The sequence below is a fragment of the Kitasatospora sp. NPDC006697 genome (assembly GCF_042869935.1).
Lineage (GTDB): Bacteria > Actinomycetota > Actinomycetes > Streptomycetales > Streptomycetaceae > Kitasatospora.
In genome coordinates, this window is sequence record NZ_JBIAGU010000022.1 from 47,730 (window position 1) to 62,118 (window position 14,389).

Here is a 14,389-nt window from a genome sequence, read left to right on the forward strand (position 1 = left end):
GGTCACCTGACGATCAGGCGAACATTGTCGATCAAGCGGGTGGAGCCGACCCGGCCGGCCACCGCGAGCACGGCCTCGCCCTGGAAGCCGTCCGGCGCCTCGGTGAAGTCGTGCGGGTCGATCAGCGCGAGGTAGTCCAGCTCGACGCCCGGCGCGCCGGCCAGCACCTCGCCGGCCGCCGCGCGGATCGCGGCCGGCCCCTGGGCGGCCGCGTCCCGGCCGGCGAACAGCGCCCGGGAGAGCGCCAGCGCCTGCTCCCGCTCGCCGCCGTCCAGGTAGCGGTTGCGGGAGGAGAGCGCCAGGCCGTCCTCCTCGCGGACGGTCGGCACCCCGACCACCTCGACGTCGAAGTCCAGGTCGGCGACCATCCGCTGGACGACGGCCAGCTGCTGGGCGTCCTTCTCGCCGAAGAACGCGTAGTCCGGGTCGGTGATGTGCAGCAGCTTCGCCACCACGGTCAGCACCCCGTCGAAGTGGCCCGGCCGGGCCGCGCCCTCGAACCGCTCGCCCATCGGACCCGCGGTCAGCCGCACCTGCGGCTCGCCGTTCGGGTAGACCTCCTCCGGCAGCGGGGCGAAGACCACGTCGGCGCCGCTCTCCTCGGCCACCCGCAGGTCGGCGGCCAGGGTGCGCGGGTAGCGGTCCAGGTCCTCGCCGGCGCCGAACTGCAGCGGGTTGACGAAGACCGTCACCGCCACCCGGCCGTCCTTGCCGACCTTGCGGCGGGCGGCCCGGATCAGCGCGGCGTGGCCCTCGTGCAGCGCGCCCATGGTCATCACCACGGCGTTGTCCACCGGGCTCTCGTCCGGCCAGAACGCGGCCTCGAAATCGTCGACGGTGTGGGTCAGCCGGGTACTGCGCGGTTTGGCGGCGGGCTTGGGGCGGGCCATCAGTGGTTCTCCTCGTTGAGTACGTCCAGCAGCGAGGCCGCCGCTTCTTCCTTGAGCGTCCCGTTGGCCAGCGCCCGCTGGGCGGTGGCGCGCGCCATCGCCCGGTAGGCGGCGGGGATGTCGGGGGACACGGTACTGAGCTGGTCCAGGTGGCGGCGCACCGTCCCGGCGTCGCCGCGGGCGACCGGGCCGGTCAGCGCCGCGTCGCCGGAGCGCAGCGAGTTGTCCAGCGCGGCGCCGAGCAGCGGGCCGAGCAGCCGGCCGGGCTCGGCCACCCCGGCGCCGCGCAGCAGCTCCATCGACTGCGCGACCAGGGTGACCAGGTGGTTGGCGCCGTGCGCCAGGGCGGTGTGGTAGAGCGGGCGGTCCTGCTCCGGGATCCACTCCGGCTCGCCGCCCATCTCCACCACCAGGGCCTCGGCCACCGGCCGCAGCTCCTCGGGCGCGGTCACCCCGAACGGGCAGCCGGCCAGCCGGGCCAGGTCCACCGAGGTGCCGGTGAAGGTCATCGCCGGGTGCAGTGCCAGCGGCAGTGCGCCGGCCCGGGTGGCCGGGTCGAGCACCGCCACGCCGTGCGCGCCCGAGGTGTGCACCAGCAGCTGGCCCGGGCGGACCGCGCCGGTCGCGGCCAGGCCGGCCACCAGGTCGGCCAGCGCGTCGTCCGGCACGGTGAGCAGCACCAGGTCGGCGGCGGCCAGCACCTGCGGCGGGGAGACCAGCCGGACGCCGGGCAGCAGCGCCTCGGCCCGGCGAACCGAGGAGGTGGAGACGCCGGAGGCGGCCACCACCTGGTGGCCGGCCAGCTGCAGGGCGGCGCCCAGCGCGGGGCCCACCCGGCCGGTGCCGACCACGCCGACGGCCAGCCGGGCCGGCCGGTCGGCGGGGTCGCTCGGGTCGGAGGAGTCGGAGAAGTCCCAGGTGCTCACGGCGTTCCAGTCCTCTACGGGTACCAGACGGTCCGTGCCATCCTACGGCCCCGGCGGAACACCGTGGGCGGCGATCAGTGGCCGCCGGCCTTCAGCAGCCCCGCCTCGTAGGCGAGCACCACCGCCTGCACCCGGTCGCGCAGCTGCAGCTTGGCCAGGATCCGGCCGACGTGGGTCTTCACGGTCGCCTCGGACAGGCCCAGGCCGCTCGCGATCTCGCCGTTCGACAGGCCCTGGGCGACCAGCAGGAAGACCTCCCGCTCACGCTCGGTGAGCGGGTCCAGGGCGGGCGGGCCGCCCGCCGGCTGCGGGGCCGGGAGCACGTCGGCGAAGCGGTCGATCATCCGGCGGGTGGTGGTCGGGGCGACCACCGCGTCACCCGCGTGCACCGCGCGGATCGCCGTGACCAGCTCCGGCGGCGGCACGTCCTTGAGCAGGAAGCCGCTGGCCCCGGCCTTGAGCGCGGCGAAGGCGTACTCGTCCAGGTCGAAGGTGGTGAGGATGAGCACCTTGGGGGCGTCGGGGCGGGGCAGTCCGGCCTCGTCCAGGCAGATCCGCCGGGTCGCCTGGACCCCGTCGAGCCGGGGCATCCGGACGTCCATCAGCACCACGTCCACCGCCGTCGCGGGGTCGGCCAGCGTCTGCACCGCGGCGGCGCCGTCGCCCGCCTCGGCGGCGATCTCGATGTCCGCCTGCGACTGGAGCACCATCCGGAAGCCGGTGCGCAGCAGTTCCTGGTCGTCGACCAGCATCACTCGGATGGTCAAGGTGTTCCTTCGCTCAGAGGGTTCATCGGCTCGCCTTCAGCGGCAGCACGGCGCGGATCCGGAAGCCGCCGCCGGGCCGGGGCCCCGCGTCGAGGCTGCCGCTGACCATGCCGATCCGCTCCCGCATCCCGATCAGGCCGTGGCCCAGGCCGTCGGTCCCCCCGTTGGCCAGCTGCTCGTCGGTCGAGCCCCGGCCGTCGTCCTCGATCAGCACGTTCAGGTCCCGGTCGCCGAAGTCCACGGCGACCCGGGCACTGACATTGGGTCCGCCGTGCTTGCGGACGTTGGTGAGCGCCTCCTGGACGATCCGGTAGACCGTCAGCTCCACGCCCCGGGGCAGCTCGCACGGGGTGCCGGAGGTGGAGAACTCCACCGGCAGGCCGGCCGTGCGGACCTGCTCCAGCAGCTCCGGCAGCTCCTCCACGCTGGGCTGCGGCACGTACTCCTCGGCGGTGTCCGCGGTGCGCAGCACCCCGAGCAGCCGGCGCATCTCGACCAGCGCCTGCCGGCCGGTGGAGGCGATGGTGCCCAGCGCCTCCTTGGCCTGCGCGGGCGAGTTGTCCATCACGTAGGCGGCGCCGTCGGCCTGGACGATCATCACCGAGACGTTGTGCGCCACCACGTCGTGCAGCTCGCGGGCGATCCGGGCCCGCTCGGCGGCCACCGCCACCTTCGCCTGGGCGTCACGCTCGCGCTCCAGCCGCCGGGCCCGGTCCTCCAGCTCGGTCAGATAGGCGCCGCGCACCCGGGTCAGCCGGCCCCAGGCCCAGCAGAGGATGAACGGGGTGGAGAGCAGCCCGGCGACGAAGACCTGCTGCAGCCAGCCGTGGGCGGGCGGCGGGTTGTCGCCCTCGGCGGAGTGCAGCAGCAGCACCGTCAGCGGGCCGGCCAGCAGCGCGCCCACCAGGGCGGTCCGGGAGGCCCACTGGGCGGCGAAGGCGGCGCCGGTGTAGACGAAGACCAGGTAGCCGACGGACGAGGCGTCGGGCTGGATGCCCGCCGCGCACTGCAGCAGGCCGAGCGCGAACCCGCCCGCGACGGCCACCTCGGGCCAGCGCCGGCGGATCACCATCAGGCCGGCGATCAGCCCGGTGATGACCAGGTACCCGATCCGGTGCCACCCCTCGCTGCTGATGTTGGACACCAGCGAGAGGAAGACCACCAGGGCAGCCCAAGCACCGTCGACCACCATCGGGTGTCCGCGGAGCCAGGCATAGAGTCGATGCACATGACCAAGCGTAGGCAGCAGGTGGGGGCATCCCCGTCCACCGGGAGAGCGATCCGGATGTCGTCCGCAGGTCGGAGGCGGGTACGGTCGCCGGCATGAGCTGGATGCGGTGGCGGCCCGCCATGGAGCGGGCCCTCTACGGGGCGGACGGCGGCTTCTACCGCAGGCCGGAGGGCCCGGCGGGCCACTTCCGGACCTCGGTGCACGCCTCGGTCCAGTACGCGCAGGCGGTCGGCCGGCTGCTGCTGGAGGTGGACGCGGCCCTCGGCCACCCGGAGGAGATCGCCCTGGTGGACGTCGGGGCCGGGCGCGGCGAGCTGGTCGGACGGCTGGCCGGCCTGCTGCCCGGCCGGCTGCGGGCGTACGGGGTGGAGCTGGCGGACCGTCCGGCCGGGCTGCCCGCCGGGGTGGAGTGGTGCACCGAGCCGCCGCGCGGGGCGGTCGGGCTGCTCTTCGCCAACGAGTGGCTGGACAACGTCCCGCTGGACCTGGCCGAGCGGGACGGGCACGGGGTGCTGCGCTACCTGGAGGTGGACGGCGCGGGGGAGGAGCGGCTGGGCGCGGAGCTGGAGCCGGCCGACGCGGCCTGGCTGGAGCGCTGGTGGCCGGAGGGCGAGCGGTTCGAGATCGGCCGGCCGCGGGACGAGGCCTGGGCGGCGGCGGTCGGTTCGCTCGAACGGGGACTGGCGGTGGCGGTGGACTACGCGCACACGGCCTCCGACCGGCCGCTCTTCGGCACCCTGACCGGCTTCCGGCAGGGCCGCGAGACGGCGCCGGTGCCGGACGGGAGCTGCGACCTGACGGCCCATGTGGCGCTGGACTCGGCGGCCGCACCCGCCGTCCACACCCTGTGGACGACGCAGCGGGAGGCGCTGCACGCGCTCGGCGTCTCCGGCGCCCGGCCGCCGCTGGAGCTGGCCGGCCGCGACCCGGCGGGCTACCTGCGGGCGCTGGCCGCCGCCGGGGAGGCCGCCGAGCTGACCTCGGCCGGCGGGCTGGGCGGCTTCGGCTGGCTCGCCCAGGCCGTCCGGATGCCGGTACCGGAGAGCCTGGCGGGGCTGGCGGGATGGCAGACTCTGCAACCATGAGCGAGCGGAGCGAGCGATCGATGAGAAGGTGCCGCGCGCACGCATCCGCCGAGCGCAGCGAGGTGGGGGCGTGAGCACGCTGAGGGAGACCACGGTCGGTGTCGGGGCCGGTGCCGAGGCGGCGTCCAGTCTTTCGGGCGCCACCGACATGGTGCTGAACATCGGACCGCAGCACCCGGCCACCCACGGCGTGCTCCGGCTGCGGCTGGTGCTGGACGGCGAGCGGATCGTCAGTGCCGAGCCGGTCATCGGCTACATGCACCGCGGCGCCGAGAAGCTCTTCGAGGCCCGGGACTACCGGCAGATCATCATGCTGGCCAACCGGCACGACTGGCTCTCCGCCTTCTCCAACGAGCTGGGCGTGGTGCTCGCCGTCGAGCGGATGCTCGGCATGGAGGTGCCCGAGCGCGCGGTCTGGACCCGGACCCTGCTGGCCGAGCTCAACCGGGTGCTCAACCACCTGATGTTCATCGGCTCCTACCCGCTGGAGCTGGGCGGCATCACCCCGGTCTTCTACGCCTTCACCGCCCGCGAGGAGCTCCAGCACGTGCTGGAGGAGGCCAGCGGCGGCCGGATGCACTACATGTTCAACCGGGTCGGCGGCCTCAAGGAGGACCTGCCGGCCGGCTGGCTCGGCCGGGTCCGGGCCGCCGTCGCCGCCGTCCGCGCCCAGCTGCCGGTCTACCAGGACCTGGTGCTCGGCAACGAGATCTTCCGGGCCCGCACCGCCGGCGTCGGCGTGCTGAGCGCCGAGCACGCGCAGGCCTACGGCGTCACCGGCCCGATCGCCCGGGCCAGCGGCGTCGACTTCGACCTGCGCCGGGACGAGCCCTACCTGGCCTACGGCGAGCTGCAGGACGTGCTGGCCGTCGCGGTCCGCGAGGAGGGCGACTGCCTGGCCCGGTTCGAGTGCCTGCTGGAGCAGGCGGCGAACTCGCTCGACCTGGCCGACGCCTGCCTGGACCGGCTGGCCGGGCTGGCGCCCGGCCCGGTCAACCTGCGGCTGCCCAAGGTGCTCAAGGCGCCCGAGGGCGAGACCTACGCCTGGACCGAGAACCCGCTCGGGGTGAACGGCTACTACCTGGTCTCGCGCGGCGACAAGACGCCGTGGCGGCTGAAGCTGCGCTCGGCGTCCTTCAACAACATCCAGGCGCTGACCGAGCTGCTGCCCGGCACCCTGGTGGCCGACATGGTGGCGATCCTCGGGTCGATGTTCTTCGTGGTCGGCGACATCGACAAGTAGCCGGGGCTACTGCTTGGCGCTCTTCTTCCGCTTCGGATCGGCCGGGTGGGGCGCCAGCTTGCGGTCGCCCTTGGCGGCGATCCGCTCCTCGCAGAGCGCGGCCAGCACCGCGTAGGCCTCGGCGCCCATCAGCTCGGTCAGCTCCGGCTTGTAGCTGACGAAGACCGGCACCGCCGCCTGGTGCGCCTCCGGGCTGCTGGTGCACCACCAGTGCAGGTCGTGGCCGCCCGGGCCCCAGCCGCGCCGGTCGTACTCGCCGATCGAGACCTGGAGGTAGCGGGTGTCGTCCGGGCGGTCGATCCAGTCGTAGGTGCGGCGCACCGGCAGCTGCCAGCAGACGTCCGGCTTGGTCTCCAGCGGCTCCTTGCCCTCCGCGAGCGCCAGGGTGTGCAGCGCGCAGCCCTGGCCGCCGGCGAAGCCGGGGCGGTTGAGGAAGATGCAGGCGCCGTCCACCCGGCGGGTCTGCCGGTCGCCGTCCTCGTCCAGCATGGTGATGCCGCCGTCGAGCTTCAGCCGGCCCTTCTTGTCGGTGCCCTCGGCGAAGTGCTGCCAGGTCTGCGGGGTCAGCCGGCGGGCGTGCTCGACCACCCGCTGCTCGTCGTCCTCGTCCGAGTAGTGCGCGCCCAGCGTGCAGCAGCCGTCCGACTCGCCGCGGCCGGGGCGGATGCCGTGGCAGCCCTGGCCGAAGATGCAGCCCCAGCGCGAGGTCAGCCAGGTCAGGTCGCAGCGGAAGACCTGGTCCGGGTCGGTCGGGTCGGCGAACTCCACCCAGGCGCGCGGGAAGTCCGCGCCGACCTCGGGGAGCGGCTTCTTGCGGGTGGGGGCGGGGATGTCGATGGCGGCCACCCGGCAAGGGTAGGGCAGCCGGGCGGCCGCACGCGTCAGCCCCTCGCCCCGCTCACTGCGCCAGGAAGTCCTCCAGCTCCCGGGCGAAGTGCACCGGCACCTCGTACATCGGGTAGTGGCCGGTGGCCGGCAGCACGGTCAGCGAGGCGTTCGGGTAGAGCCGCAGCCAGGTGCGGTCCATCAGTTCGGGGGTGATCGCCAGGTCGTGCTCGCCGGTGAAGACCTTCACCGGCAGCTCCAGCCCGGCCAGTTTCGGCGCCAGGTCCTGCCCGGCCCACTCCTCGAAGTAGGCGGCGAAGGCGTCCACCCGGGAGGTGGCGGAGGAGCGGGCCACCATCCGGTCCACCCAGACCGCCTTGGCCCGGTTGCCGGTCACCAGGTCGACGATGATCCGGCGGGCGGTGAAGTTCTGAGGGGCGGCCCGGAACAGCTCCCAGCCGTCCGCGTCCATCTCGTACGGGGCGGCCGGCACCGGCGAGACGCCGACCAGCTTGCGCACCCGGTGCGGCGCGTCGGCCAGCACCCGCTGGGCCGCCTTGCCGCCCATCGACAGGCCGACCAGCGAGAAGGTCTCCCAGCCCAGCTCGTCGGCGAGCGCCAGCACGTCCTGGGAGATCTCGGCCAGGGTGTACTCGCCGGGCTCCGCCACCCGGTCGCCGTACCCGCGGTAGTCGAGCATCGCGTAGGAGAAGGCGGTGCGGTCCAGGTAGTCCAGGAACGGCCCCCAGCCCGCGGTGGTGCCGAACCAGTCGTGCAGGACGATGACCTTGTGCTCGCCCGCGCCCAGGCGGCGGTGACTGATCGTCATGGTCGTTCGGCTCCAAGGGGTGAGGGTCGGATGACGGATGGTCAACGCCTCCCAGGCTGGCGGCAGGCGGATTCGATCAGCAATCGAACACGCGGGATTTCCCCAGGTGCGGTGGCGTAGCGTGGTGCATTATGCGACTCGGTGTGCTCGATGTGGGTTCCAATACGGTTCATTTCCTGGTGGTGGACGCCCACCCCGGTGCCGCACCGCTGCCCGCCTACTCACACAAGGCGGAGCTGCGGCTGGCCGAGCTGCTGGACGAGCAGGGCGCCATCCGCGAGGACGGCGTGTGCCGCCTGATCGACCACATCGCCTCCTCGCTGCGGGTCGCCGAGGACAAGGGCGTGGTGGACCTGCTGCCGTTCGCCACCTCCGCCGTGCGCGAGGCCGCCAACGGCGAGGAGGTGCTCAACCGGATCCGCGAGGAGACCGGGGTCGAGCTGCAGGTGCTCTCCGGGCAGGACGAGGCCCGGCTCACCTTCCTCGCGGTGCGCCGCTGGTTCGGCTGGTCCTCCGGCCGGCTGCTCGACCTGGACATCGGCGGCGGCTCGCTGGAGATCGCCTCCGGCATCGACGAGCAGCCGGACACCGCCTTCTCGCTGCCGCTCGGCGCCGGGCGGCTGACCGCCGGCTGGCTGCCGCACGACCTGCCCGACCCGGAGCAGGTGCGCGACCTGCGCCGGCATATCCGGGCCGAGATCGCCACGGTGGTCGGCGAGGTGGCCCGGCTGGGCCCGCCGGACCACGCGGTGGCCACCTCCAAGACCTTCAAGCAGCTCGCCCGGATGACCGGCGCGGCCCCCGCCGAGGCCGGGCCGCGGGTGCCGCGCAAGCTCAACCGCGCCGGGCTGGCCGCCTGGTTGCCCCGGCTGGCCACGATGACCACGGCCGAGCGGTCCCGGATCCCCGGGGTCTCCGAGGGGCGCTCCAGACAGCTGCTGGCCGGCGCGCTGGTGGCCGACGCGGCGATGGACCTGTTCGGCCTGGAGGAGCTGGACATCTGCCCCTGGGCGCTGCGCGAGGGCATCATCCTGCGCCGACTGGACTCGCTCGACCCCACTCGTTGAGCCCGACCTCGCTTAACCTGATGGACGTGGAGGAGCAGAGCGGGCGGCCCCGGCGCCGGGTCGGACGGCGCAAGGAGCAGCAGAAGCGCGACCCCCTGCTCCGGACCACCGACCGGCTGGTGCTGCCGAGCCACCCGGTGCTGCACATCCCGGACAACAAGGTGGCGCTCTCCACCGCCTCGGTCTACCCCGACAACACCCGGATCGCCTTCGAGCTGGCCGCCAAGCTCGGCTACGACGGCGTCGAGGTGATGGTCTGGAACGACCCGGTCAGCCAGAGCCTGCCGGCCCTGCGCGAGCTCTCCGAGCGCTATCGGGTGCCGATCCTGGCCGTGCACGCGCCCTGCCTGCTGATCACCCAGCGGGTCTGGACCACCGACCCGTGGACCAAGCTCAAGCGGGCCCGGGCGGCGGCCGAGAAGCTGGGCGCGGACACCGTGGTGGTGCACCCGCCGTTCCGCTGGCAGCGGCAGTACGCGAAGGAGTTCGTGCTCGGCATCGAACGGATGGCGGGCGAGACGCCGGTCCGGTTCGCGGTCGAGAACATGTACCCCTGGCGCTACCGGGACCGCGAGGTGCTGGCCTACGCGCCCGGCTGGGACGTCACCGAGGAGGCCTACCGGCACTTCACGGTGGACCTCTCGCACGTGGCCACCTCGCGGGTCGACGCCTTCGAGATGGTCGACCGGATGGGCGACCGGCTGGCCCACGTGCACCTGGCCGACGGCTCCGGCTCCGGCAAGGACGAGCACCTGATCCCCGGCCGCGGCAAGCAGCCCTGCGCCGGGCTGCTGGAGCGGCTGGCCCGCACCGGCTTCGACGGCCACGTGGTGCTGGAGGTCAACACCCGGCGCTCCGGTTCGCCCGCGGAACGGGAGGCCGACCTGGCCGAGGCGCTGGCCTTCACCCGGCTCCACCTGGCCACCGGCTCGCGCGTACGCTGAGGCCAGCACCAGCCTCCGGGAGCACGGACATGACGGACAATCAGCACCAGGCCCACGCGAAATCCTTCGGCGCCGTCGCGGCCGAGTACGACCGGGCCCGCCCCTCCTACCCGCCGGAGCTCTTCGAGGCGATCGAGCGGCTGGCCGGCCGCCCGCTGGCCGGGGCGGACGTGCTGGACGTGGGCGCCGGCACCGGCATCGCCACCCGGTTGCTGGCGGAGCGCGGCGCCCGGGTGATCGCGGTCGAGCCGAGCGGCGGGATGGCCGCCCAACTGCACGCCGTCAGCCCGTGGATCCCGGTGGTCAGGGGCGTCGGCGACGAGCTGCCCTGCCACGACGACAGCGCCGACCTGGTCACCTACGCCCAGGCCTTCCACTGGACGGACGCCGCGAAGTCCGTCCCCGAGGCGATCCGGGTGCTGCGGCCGGGCGGCGCGCTGGTGCTGTTCTGGAACCTCAAGGACCGCTCGGTGGACTGGCTCGCCGAACAGGAGCGCAGGCACGCGGCCGCGCTCCCCTCATACCACTACTACGGGGTGATGAACGCCGTCACCGAGCCGCTCGCCGCGCACCCGCTGGCCGTCTCCCGGGAGCAGCTGCGCTGGGAGCGGACGATCACGGTGGAGGACGTGATCACCGACCTGCGCTCCAAGTCCTACTTCGCGGTCGCCGAGCCGGAGCTGCGCGAGCGGGTGCTGGCCGAGGACCGCGAGTGGCTGCTCGGCCTCTTCCCGGACGGCCGGGTGGTCGAGCCCTACACCGTGGACCTCACGGTGGCGGTGACCCCCCGCTGAGCCCTGACCGGGATGCGGACGGTACGTCCGTTCCCCGGGACGGCGGCGTAGGCTCGTCAGTCACCAGCCGCCTGATGGAGTGGAGAAGGCAGTGCCCGAGCTGAGGTCCCGTACGGTCACCCACGGTCGCAACATGGCGGGCGCCCGCGCGCTTCTGCGCGCCGCCGGTGTAGCCCGGGAGGACTTCGGCAAGCCGATCATCGCGGTGGCCAACTCCTTCACCGAGTTCGTGCCCGGCCACACGCACCTGCAGCCGGTGGGCCGGATCGTCTCCGAGGCGATCAAGCAGGCCGGCGGCATCCCGCGTGAGTTCAACACCATCGCGGTCGACGACGGCATCGCGATGGGCCACGGCGGCATGCTCTACTCGCTGCCCTCCCGCGACCTGATCGCGGACAGCGTCGAGTACATGGTCAACGCGCACTGCGCCGACGCGCTGATCTGCATCTCCAACTGCGACAAGATCACCCCCGGCATGCTGATGGCCGCGCTGCGGCTCAACATCCCGGTGGTCTTCGTCTCCGGCGGCCCGATGGAGGCCGGCAAGGCCACCCTGGTCGACGGCACGGTGCGCAGGCTCGACCTGGTCAACGCGATCTCCGACGCGGTGAACGAGAACGTCTCCGACGCCGACATCGCGATCATCGAGGAGAACGCCTGCCCGACCTGCGGCTCCTGCTCCGGCATGTTCACCGCCAACTCGATGAACTGCCTGACCGAGGCGATCGGCCTCTCGCTGCCGGGCAACGGCTCGGTGCTGGCCACCCACACCGCCCGCCGGGCGCTCTACGAGGCGGCCGGCCGCACCGTCGTGGAGATCACCAAGCGCTACTACGAGCAGGACGACGAGTCGGTCCTGCCGCGCAACGTCGCCACCCGCGCCGCGTTCGAGAACGCGATGGCGCTGGACATCGCGATGGGCGGCTCCACCAACACCATCCTGCACCTGCTGGCCGCCGCCCAGGAGGCCGAGCTGGACTTCGACATGCGGGCCATCGACGCCATCTCCCGCAAGGTCCCGTGCCTCTCCAAGGTCGCCCCGAACGGCAACTACTACATGGAGGACGTGCACCGGGCCGGCGGCATCCCGGCGATCCTCGGCGAGCTCTACCGCGGCGGGCTGCTCAACGAGGAGGTGCACACCGTGCACTCCGACTCGCTGGCCGAGTGGCTGAAGACCTGGGACATCCGCGGCGGCTCGCCCTCCGCCGAGGCCGTCGAGCTGTTCCACGCCGCCCCCGGCTGCGTGCGCAGCGCCGAGGCCTTCTCGCAGAGCGAGCGCTGGGACTCGCTGGACACCGACGCGGCCGGCGGCTGCATCCGCGGCGTGGCGCACGCCTACTCGGTGGAGGGCGGCCTGGCCGTGCTCTACGGCAACCTGGCCGAGGACGGCTGCATCGTGAAGACGGCCGGCGTGGACGAGTCGATCTGGACCTTCTCCGGCCCCGCCGTGGTGGTCGAGTCGCAGGAGGACGCCGTGGACGCGATCCTCGCCAAGCGGATCAAGGAGGGCGACGTGGTGGTCATCCGCTACGAGGGCCCCAAGGGCGGCCCGGGCATGCAGGAGATGCTCTACCCGACCTCCTTCCTCAAGGGCCGCGGCCTGGGCAAGGCCTGCGCGCTGATCACCGACGGCCGGTTCTCCGGCGGCACCTCGGGCCTGTCGATCGGCCACGTCTCCCCGGAGGCGGCCTCCGGCGGCACCATCGCGCTGGTCGAGGACGGCGACATCATCGCGATCGACATCCCCGGCCGCTCGGTCGAGCTCAAGGTCTCCTTCGAGGAGCTGCACGAGCGCCGGCTGCGGCTGGAGGAGAGCGGCGGCTACCGCCCCGCGCACCGCGACCGCCAGGTCAGCCAGGCGCTCAAGGCCTACGCCGCGATGGCGACCTCCGCCGACAAGGGCGCGGTGCGGGACGTCAGCAAGCTGGGCTGAGCTGGATAATCGCTGGTGTGAGCGACAACGAGACCGGCCCCGCGCCCGAGCCCATCCGCTTCTTCGGCACCACCTGGGTGAGCCGCGGCGGCGACTACTGGCTGCGCCGGGTGGCGGTCTCGCTCGGCGCCCTGGCCACCACGGTGGCCGGGGCGTTCGTGCTGCGGTTCGCGGTCAGCGGGGTGCAGCTGTCCAAGTCCGGCGGGCTGGTGGACACCCTGCTGATCGCCGCCATCGCGATCTGCTCCTTCCTGGCGGCGATGCGGACCTGGAAGGTGCTCACCGAGGGCCGTGACTCGCTGACCGGCTGGATGGCCGAGGACAAGTCGCTCGGCGCGGTCTGGCTGATCGGCTGCGTCGGCGCGGTCGCCGCGTACTTCTTCCGCAGCCTGGTCGAGGCGCCCGGCGAGTCGGTCCGGCGCACGGCCTGGGAACGCGAGACCGCCCGGTCCGCGAAGCTCAGGGCTGCGCGGACGGGGCGGCCGGACAAGCGGGGGAAGAAGGGGAAGTAGGTCAGAGCCGGGAGGCCGTACCGCAGCCGCCGCCGGTGCGCAGCGGCTGGCTCTGGTTGTAGGGGTCCTCGGTCGGACCGCTCTGGCTCGGCTCCGGGCCGTTGCGGTTGTCGTCCGGGAACTCGGGCTCCAGCCAGCCGACGCCCCCCACGCACCAGTTGCCGGCAGTCGAACTCTCGAAGTGGCTCAGCTCGATGCGGTTCGGCTCGACCTGGTAGCGGTCCGGGTCGTAGAACTCGAAGTCCTGGATCCGGCGGACCACTTCGCGCTGGACCAGCGCGAGCGGATCGGACTGGACGAAGGAGACCGACTGGGCGTTGGCGGTGGGGGAGGGCGAGCCGCCGGTGTCCAACTGCTGCTGGGTCGGCTCGAACTTCTGCGGGCCGGCCGCCAGGGCGTACACGAAGGTGTAGTCGGTCTGCACCAGCAGGCCGTTCTTGCCGTCAGGCTTGAACGTGACCCAGCCCTGCAGGTGGACGTCCGGTACGGCCTGCTCCGACGTCTTCGGGTCGAACCGGCTGAACCAGTCGGTCGCGTCCTCGTCCTTGGTCGGGTTGGCTATCGCCTTCGACAGCCGCTGGCGCTCCCGGCTCTCCAGCAGGTCCAGCACGGGCTGGGCGGTCTGGCCGTTCAGCACGTCCGGCTCCAGGTTCGAGGCCACGAGGTACTTCTTCACCAGCGCCAGGTCCTGTCCGACCTGGTCGGCGTCGAAGGCGCCGACCGCGCCGGCCTGCGGCAGCGTGATCGCGGCCGACCCGGTCGGCCAGCTCTCCGCCGGCGACCCGATCCACGGATGCGCGACGGTGGGCGTCTGCGGGACGTCCTGGGTGGGCGGCGCCGCCGTCGGCTGGGCCGTCTCCGGCGCCTGCGTCACCACCGGGCTCGGCGGAGCCGCCGCCACACCGCTGTCCGCGCCCCCGTCCCCGTTGAAGTTCCGCTGGTACCAGTCGTGCAGCCCGTTGACGTTGACCGCCGCCAGCACCACGCCGACCGCGAGCAGCACGTAGACCGGCGCGTGCCAGCTCGGCCGGGAGCGGCGCTTGTTGCCCCAGGGGTCGACCTGCTTCGCCCGCCGGCCGAACCGGCTGCGGCGGATCTCGGTCGGCGGGCGCCAGGCCGTCTCGGTCTCCGGAGGCTTGCGCTTCCAGCGGGCGGAGAGCATCCGGGAGCGCCCGGAGGCCTCCTTGACGGTCGCGCTCTGGACGAAATCCTCGTCCAGCACGAGGTTCTCGAACGGGTCCGGCTCCTCGCCGGACGGGCGGGGCTCGGGGTCTTCGGTGATCGGCACGCGCACAGTATGCAGAGGCCGCCCGACACGCCGGGCACCGGGCGGGGGTTCG

The 14,389-nt window shown here is 73.2% G+C and carries 14 protein-coding genes; 7 read left to right on the forward strand and 7 right to left on the reverse strand.

Annotated features, from left to right (window positions below):
• Positions 1-2: 2 nt before the first annotated feature.
• The 4 genes from panC to ACFYNO_RS27220 all read right to left on the reverse strand — a co-directional run bounded on the left by panC (position 3) and on the right by ACFYNO_RS27220 (position 3,811).
• Positions 3-890 (reverse strand): pantoate--beta-alanine ligase, encoded by an 888-nt coding sequence (gene panC, locus ACFYNO_RS27205; protein ID WP_388017834.1) that lies wholly within the window; start codon positions 888-890, stop codon positions 3-5.
• The gene (locus ACFYNO_RS27210; RefSeq protein ID WP_388017840.1) at positions 890-1,816 is read right to left on the reverse strand and encodes a Rossmann-like and DUF2520 domain-containing protein; all 927 of its coding nucleotides are present in this window, start codon (positions 1,814-1,816) and stop codon (positions 890-892) included. Before ACFYNO_RS27210 ends, panC begins: the two co-directional genes overlap by 1 nt.
• A 74-nt stretch (positions 1,817-1,890) precedes the next feature.
• The gene (locus ACFYNO_RS27215; RefSeq protein WP_388017843.1) at positions 1,891-2,583 is read right to left on the reverse strand and encodes a response regulator; all 693 of its coding nucleotides are present in this window, start codon (positions 2,581-2,583) and stop codon (positions 1,891-1,893) included.
• A 22-nt stretch (positions 2,584-2,605) separates the two neighbouring features.
• On the reverse strand, positions 2,606-3,811 hold the full coding sequence (locus ACFYNO_RS27220; RefSeq protein ID WP_388017846.1) for a sensor histidine kinase: 1,206 nt from the start codon (positions 3,809-3,811) through the stop codon (positions 2,606-2,608).
• Between the two features lie 95 nt (positions 3,812-3,906).
• Here ACFYNO_RS27220 and ACFYNO_RS27225 point away from each other — a divergent pair, with 95 nt between their 5' ends.
• Complete coding sequence (locus ACFYNO_RS27225) at positions 3,907-4,899, forward strand: SAM-dependent methyltransferase (protein WP_388017849.1); 993 nt, start codon at positions 3,907-3,909, stop codon at positions 4,897-4,899.
• Between the two features lie 79 nt (positions 4,900-4,978).
• Positions 4,979-6,142 (forward strand): NADH-quinone oxidoreductase subunit D, encoded by a 1,164-nt coding sequence (locus ACFYNO_RS27230; RefSeq protein ID WP_388018105.1) that lies wholly within the window; start codon positions 4,979-4,981, stop codon positions 6,140-6,142.
• A gap of 6 nt (positions 6,143-6,148) precedes the next feature.
• Here the strand turns inward: ACFYNO_RS27230 and ACFYNO_RS27235 are convergent, their stop codons facing one another.
• Positions 6,149-6,988: a hypothetical protein gene (locus ACFYNO_RS27235; protein ID WP_388017852.1), complete on the reverse strand. Its 840-nt coding sequence runs from the start codon at positions 6,986-6,988 to the stop codon at positions 6,149-6,151.
• Positions 6,989-7,040: 52 nt separating this feature from the next.
• On the reverse strand, positions 7,041-7,796 hold the full coding sequence (locus ACFYNO_RS27240) for an alpha/beta fold hydrolase (RefSeq protein WP_388017854.1): 756 nt from the start codon (positions 7,794-7,796) through the stop codon (positions 7,041-7,043).
• Between the two features lie 131 nt (positions 7,797-7,927).
• Here ACFYNO_RS27240 and ACFYNO_RS27245 point away from each other — a divergent pair, with 131 nt between their 5' ends.
• From ACFYNO_RS27245 to ACFYNO_RS27265, 5 genes are all read left to right on the forward strand, one after another.
• Positions 7,928-8,863: a Ppx/GppA family phosphatase gene (locus ACFYNO_RS27245; protein WP_388017857.1), complete on the forward strand. Its 936-nt coding sequence runs from the start codon at positions 7,928-7,930 to the stop codon at positions 8,861-8,863.
• A 137-nt stretch (positions 8,864-9,000) separates the two neighbouring features.
• Positions 9,001-9,807: a sugar phosphate isomerase/epimerase family protein gene (locus ACFYNO_RS27250; protein WP_388018108.1), complete on the forward strand. Its 807-nt coding sequence runs from the start codon at positions 9,001-9,003 to the stop codon at positions 9,805-9,807.
• A 29-nt stretch (positions 9,808-9,836) separates the two neighbouring features.
• Entirely contained in the window at positions 9,837-10,601 is a 765-nt protein-coding gene (locus ACFYNO_RS27255) for a class I SAM-dependent methyltransferase (protein ID WP_388017860.1), read from the forward strand.
• Positions 10,602-10,692: 91 nt separating this feature from the next.
• Positions 10,693-12,537 carry a dihydroxy-acid dehydratase gene (gene ilvD / locus ACFYNO_RS27260; protein ID WP_388017863.1) on the forward strand — a complete coding sequence of 615 codons (1,845 nt, stop codon included), beginning with the start codon at positions 10,693-10,695 and terminating at the stop codon, positions 12,535-12,537.
• A gap of 17 nt (positions 12,538-12,554) precedes the next feature.
• Positions 12,555-13,049, forward strand: coding sequence for a hypothetical protein (locus tag ACFYNO_RS27265; protein WP_388017866.1), 495 nt, complete (start codon positions 12,555-12,557; stop codon positions 13,047-13,049).
• 1 nt (position 13,050) lies between these two features.
• On the opposite strand, the gene ACFYNO_RS27270 is transcribed toward ACFYNO_RS27265, so the two are convergent.
• The gene (locus ACFYNO_RS27270; RefSeq protein WP_388017869.1) at positions 13,051-14,337 is read right to left on the reverse strand and encodes a hypothetical protein; all 1,287 of its coding nucleotides are present in this window, start codon (positions 14,335-14,337) and stop codon (positions 13,051-13,053) included.
• Positions 14,338-14,389: the final 52 nt, after the last annotated feature.